This is a genomic window from Algoriphagus aquaeductus, from assembly GCF_003253485.1.
In the GTDB taxonomy this organism is placed as follows: Bacteria; Bacteroidota; Bacteroidia; order Cytophagales; family Cyclobacteriaceae; genus Algoriphagus; species Algoriphagus aquaeductus.
Window position 1 is genome coordinate 1 of the sequence record NZ_QKTX01000024.1, and the last position, 5,098, is coordinate 5,098.

A 5,098-nucleotide genomic window follows, 5' to 3' on the forward strand; every position below is an offset into this window, starting at 1 on the left:
GTTTGCCCAAGAGAAGAACCTCTGGCTCATGTATGCCCGATGGAATTTATTAATGAATGTTGAACCAAACGGTCAACGCTATTTAGGGAAGGTCAGAAATCCGAAATCTTACATCCGACATCCGACATCAGTCTTCCAGCCCAAAAAAAGAGAATCAATCAGCGGCTGATAAAATTGCGCATAATATTTGCCCCATATAAATCCTTCGAATGATGTCAATCAAAACTTTTTTTAAACCATTTGATAAATATCTAGCCGCTTCAGGGTATCTATTTGTCGCGGAATGCGTTGTTTTTATTTACTTTGCACCACCTTATCGCCCCCTAAATAGGCAAACGGATAATTAATAATTTAAAAACCAAATCTATCAGAAGATGAAGCAAACCTTGTTCTCTCTTTCCTTGAGAAAAACCATGTTCGTGGCGCTGATCGCCATGATGGCCATGGGTGCTTGTAAAAGCAAGAAGAAGGCCGTAGCACCTGCTCCTGCGCCGGCTCCAAAAGAAGAAGTTGTTCAACAGGCACCTCCGCCTCCTCCTGCCCGTTCGGCCGAAGAAGTGGCGGCAGAAAGACTTGAAAACATCTTCAACTCAGTAACCAATGCAAGCAGCGTAAATTCTGCTAACCAATCCATCCAAGAGGCATTAGCCATGTTTTCCAACCAGGAAACACCAGTCTTGATCGTCATTCATGAAGAAAACGGAATCAAAGACTATGATGAGCCTACCACCATCAAAAAATACCTGGAGTACCTCAAAGACACCAAGAAAAATCTGAACTACATCTCTGATATCCGTATGGATGCCAGCGGAAAAGTATCAGAATTGGAGCTTAGAAGAAAATAATCCCAACCTGAAAAACTGAATAAAATGAAAAATAAAGTAATCCTTTTCTTGGGCCTTTTCCTTTCTGCTTCACTGGCGGTAATGGCTCAGGACAACATCAGCCCTGCTCGTAAGCAGGCCATCGACTCCCTTGCTTTGGAAAAAGTAAAGGACCTTTCTAAATACATCGCCATCATCGGAAGCAAAGAGACACAATTCTCGGAAGCCAACCGCGTTATGGATAGAGCTGAAGAGCTTTTCGCTCCCGGTGCTGAAATGGGAGTGTCTTCCATCAACACCAAAGAAATCGCTTACTACAAGGTAAGAAGATACTTCGAGCGACTCATGGCTCTCAACTATGATCGAGTAAACATCACTTGGTACGATATCCAGTACATCTCTGACTTGGAGAGACAGCCCGACGGCAGATACGTAGGCGTGATCACCATCTATCAGAGATTTGAGGGTACCTCTATCGAAACAGGGATGAACTACAAGGACACCACCAAGAAGGACATCACCATCTATGTAGAGAAAAAGCAAACCCAAATCGCTGGACGTACAATCGAATTCTGGGATGTGATGCTCGGTGACGTACGAGTGACTGAAACCTCCGCATGAGAAAAACCTTTCTGATTTTTGCGTTTTTTATCGCAAGCATCTCTTTTGTCTCGGGGCAAGGCATTGGCAGCCCCGGGACAATTAAAGATGACGGAAGATTCGCCGCTTCCACCAAACAACTCAATCAATTCTTTAGAAGATTCAATGGCGAAGAATCGGTAGATGGAAATACCCGATTTTACCCGGGTGATTCCCTTTTTCAAAATACAAATCTGAGAAAGGGATTCTTGACCATACTTTTTGACAACCAAACCTCTTCAGTATCTCCTGATCTGAAAAATCAATTTATCCAAAGCGTACTTTCTCCTACCTACTCCCAATACTTGGTCTTCCATAGACCGGGATGGTATGCAGAAGTAGATACAGAGTTCTTTTTCAAAGGGAAAAGAGAACAAGTCACCTTCATAATGAAAATTCAACCGGAAGGATTGGGCTACGAATGGGTGATTGACAAAGTCATTTTTGACCCTTTCAAAAATCTCTTCAACAAATCTGCAGGTGCTACCAAGGAATTCCTTCATCCCCTAAGCCATGAATTGGGTTTTATGAACCTGAGAAGAGCCTTTCAGGATTCCAATTCTCCGGAGTCTTTTACCTCAAGCACCTATAAGCCGGATTATTTGGCAATCTTCTTGTATGAGATGAAGCAAAATAACCTCCGATTTGATACGGTCACTGGTGTGAAATTTCATTTCTTCCAAATCGGTGGATGGTATTTCGAAGTGAATCAGTTCAACAGACCTGGATTCAATACCGGATGGTTGATTTCTAACCTGGTCCGACTTGGCCCTGGTGACAAGGAGACCCTATTAAAGTACATCTATGATCAGAAATAAGCGAATAGCGCTTCTTTGCCTGGTTTTTCTTATTTCTTTTGGTGCCAATTCACAGACCCTTAAAGGATACACCAAAGACCAGGTAAAAGATTTGTCCTCCAAGGTGGAAGACCAAGTCCGGTTTTTGGAGTATTTGCTCAATACCATCGGAAGTGACGAAACCCCGGCTCGTGACAAAGATGTCATTATCCGCGAAAGTTACCTTAAAATCTTCCGCGATGCCAAAGTCCAGGTAGAAGATGACCTCCTGCTGGATAGGAAGGTAGTGACCAACAAAGACGTCACGGCTTACCTGAAAGACATCGAGTTTTTTTACAAAAACGCCGAGTTTAAATTCAAAATCCGGGAAGTAAAACCCGCCCAGAAAGAAAATGGGGAGGTCTTTTTCCTCGCTTCTCTGGATCGGACCATCACCGCCGTCGGACTCAAAGGCGAAAAAATTTCCAATACCAAGCCCAGATTTGTCGAAGTCAATTTGAACGATAAATCCCAGGAACTGAAAATCGTCAGCATCTACACCACCAAAATCAGTAGGGACGAAGAACTGAAAGCCTGGTGGAATTCACTTGACTTTGGCTGGAAATCCTATTTCAAAACCAGATTCCAGCTGGCAGAACAAGATACCTTGGGCTTGGACCAATGGTACCGCTTTGTCAGTGTGGACTCCCTGAATATTTCCGGCAACAGGCAAATCAAAAGCCTTGCGGCCCTCTCCGAATTGAGAGACCTCAAGCACTTGGACATCAGCAACACCGCGATCACAGACCTTGCGCCGATTTCCAATGTGACCCTGTTGGAAAGTTTAAGCATCGCCCATACACCGACTTCAGATATTCAGTTTATCAAATATTCGGATCGTCTCAAATACCTGGATATTTCCCATACGCAAGTGGAGAATATCAATGAATTGCTCAATTTGAAGAGCCTCATTGCCGTGAAGGCAGAAAATACCCCGATTCAAAGTTTTGCTGTTCTCAATGAATTCAAAAATCTGATTGAACTGGATCTGACAGAAAGCGGCTTTAATAATGTGGAAAACATCAAAGAGCTATCAAAGCTTGAAAAATTGGATCTGAGCAAAAATTACATTCTCAATTTCTCTGCACTTTCTGAACTGACTTCGCTTAAAAATCTGGACCTCTCAGGAACAAATTTCCAGGATTTGAGCCCGATTTCCGGCATGGCCCAACTCGAACTGCTCGATATCACAGGTACTGCGGTGGCTGATTTGGCTCCTTTGCAAAACCTGAAGTCCCTCAAGAAGGTTGCAGCCGATCAGACTAAAATTTCTCCGCTCGATGCCAATGATTTTGTAAGGAGTAATCCTGAAATACTGCTGATTCACCATGTCAAAGACTTGGAATCCTGGTGGCAGGGACTTTCCTTACCTTGGAAAGAGGCTTTGAAAAATGCTAACCCATCCATCAGAAATGACAACCCAAGTGTGGAAATCCTCACGCAAGCGGTCACCGTCAATACCCTGAATCTCGATGGAGCGGGGATCGAATCCCTCAATCCGGTGGTTAGGTTCGTCAACCTTTCTTCACTCAGCTTCTCAGATAATCCGGAAGTTTCGGATCTGTTGCCACTCAGTGAAGTGAAAACCCTCAAAAAGATAAGCGGTAAAAATGCCTCGGTGAGAGATCTTTCAATTTTGAAGGAAAATGAACTCTTGGAAAGTGTTGATTTGGAAGGAAACCCCATTCAAAGCGTCCGTGAACTCGTTACCCTTCAAAAGCTAACTTACCTCAATGTCAATGCTTCCGAAGTGGATCCACAAGAAATTCCTGAATTCTTGATTCAAAAACCGGATGTTAATGTGATTTTCCGCTCAGATGAATTGGAAAAATGGTGGGAGGAATTGGATCCTACGTGGAGAGATATTTTCAGAAGACAATTCAGTCTTCAGGAAGCCCCTTCTACCGAACAGCTGCACCAGTTGACTGGTAAGGCAGAGCTTAGCTTCGAAAGAGTAGGGGTGGCAGACCTCAGTGCCCTTCCCGCATTCATCAATTTGAGAAAACTGTCCCTATTTGATGCCCCAGTAGCAGCGATTGGACCCATCAGTAGTTTGACTCACCTCACTTCTTTGAGATTATCCCAGATCCCATCGGTTGATTTCCTCGCGGTTTCAGGATTGGTGAATTTGACGGAACTGGATATTTCAAATACGGGAATTGAAGACTTGAGCCCGATCAGTAATTTGAAGAATCTTAAAAAGTTGAACCTCTCGGGTACCAATCTGAAAGTGCTCAAAGGCCTGGAGAGCCTTAGTGAATTGGAGGAACTCGACGTGGCGAGTACCAATTTGAGGTCCCTCAAGCCAATCGATGGCTTAAGAAATCTGAAAAAGCTTACCTGCTTCAATACCAGACTGACCAGCAGAGCAGTGGATTCTTTCAAATCCAGTCATCCTGACTGCGAAGTAAGATTCTACTGATCCCAATCCTCTGTTATCCCATTTTCAAAAATCCTGTTCAGAACCTAGTTTGAACAGGATTTTTTATGACCACCTTTCACAGTTGGCCAATAGGGAGCAAGTCTTTCTCCGCCATAGCATAGTTTAGCAATTACTTTTCTCCGCTTTGCGTGTCACAACTCACGGCAGACAACGGCTGACCTGCTTTTCCAGAAGCTGGACTCGATCTTTCGACAACCGGACAACCTCCTAAATCCCAAACTCCCAAACTCCCACGCTGCCCAACCCCCATACCTCCATGCCTTTTTTCCATTGTGCTGATAATAAGGTGTTTTTTCCAAATCATGATCCTAAGCCCTGCATTTTACCCCAATCTTCCGAAAACAGAGCGATTTGTA

4 protein-coding genes are annotated in these 5,098 nt (G+C 43.8%); all 4 read left to right on the forward strand.

Going from position 1 to position 5,098, the window contains the following annotated elements; all coding sequences use genetic code 11:
* The first annotated feature begins 374 nt into the window (after window positions 1-374).
* Genes CLV31_RS20525 through CLV31_RS20540 form a run of 4 tightly spaced genes read left to right on the forward strand, consistent with a single transcriptional unit; the run spans window position 375 to window position 4,721 of the window.
* The gene (locus CLV31_RS20525) at window positions 375-845 is read left to right on the forward strand and encodes a nucleoid-structuring protein H-NS (protein ID WP_111394965.1); all 471 of its coding nucleotides are present in this window, start codon (window positions 375-377) and stop codon (window positions 843-845) included.
* Window positions 846-869: 24 nt separating this feature from the next.
* Complete coding sequence (locus CLV31_RS20530) at window positions 870-1,445, forward strand: hypothetical protein (protein ID WP_111394966.1); 576 nt, start codon at window positions 870-872, stop codon at window positions 1,443-1,445.
* Window positions 1,442-2,281 (forward strand): hypothetical protein, encoded by an 840-nt coding sequence (locus CLV31_RS20535; RefSeq protein ID WP_111394967.1) that lies wholly within the window; start codon window positions 1,442-1,444, stop codon window positions 2,279-2,281. Before CLV31_RS20530 ends, CLV31_RS20535 begins: the two co-directional genes overlap by 4 nt.
* The gene (locus CLV31_RS20540; RefSeq protein ID WP_111394968.1) at window positions 2,268-4,721 is read left to right on the forward strand and encodes a leucine-rich repeat domain-containing protein; all 2,454 of its coding nucleotides are present in this window, start codon (window positions 2,268-2,270) and stop codon (window positions 4,719-4,721) included. Before CLV31_RS20535 ends, CLV31_RS20540 begins: the two co-directional genes overlap by 14 nt.
* Window positions 4,722-5,098: the final 377 nt, after the last annotated feature.

What these genes read in the sequence shown, in the direction of transcription:
- CLV31_RS20535 (WP_111394967.1), top strand. Translation starts at nt 1,442, where the DNA reads ATGAGAAAAACCTTTCTGATTTTTGCGTTTTTTATCGCAAGCATCTCT.
- CLV31_RS20530 (WP_111394966.1), top strand. Translation starts at nt 870, where the DNA reads ATGAAAAATAAAGTAATCCTTTTCTTGGGCCTTTTCCTTTCTGCTTCA.
- CLV31_RS20525 (WP_111394965.1), top strand. Translation starts at nt 375, where the DNA reads ATGAAGCAAACCTTGTTCTCTCTTTCCTTGAGAAAAACCATGTTCGTG.
- CLV31_RS20540 (WP_111394968.1), top strand. Translation starts at nt 2,268, where the DNA reads ATGATCAGAAATAAGCGAATAGCGCTTCTTTGCCTGGTTTTTCTTATT.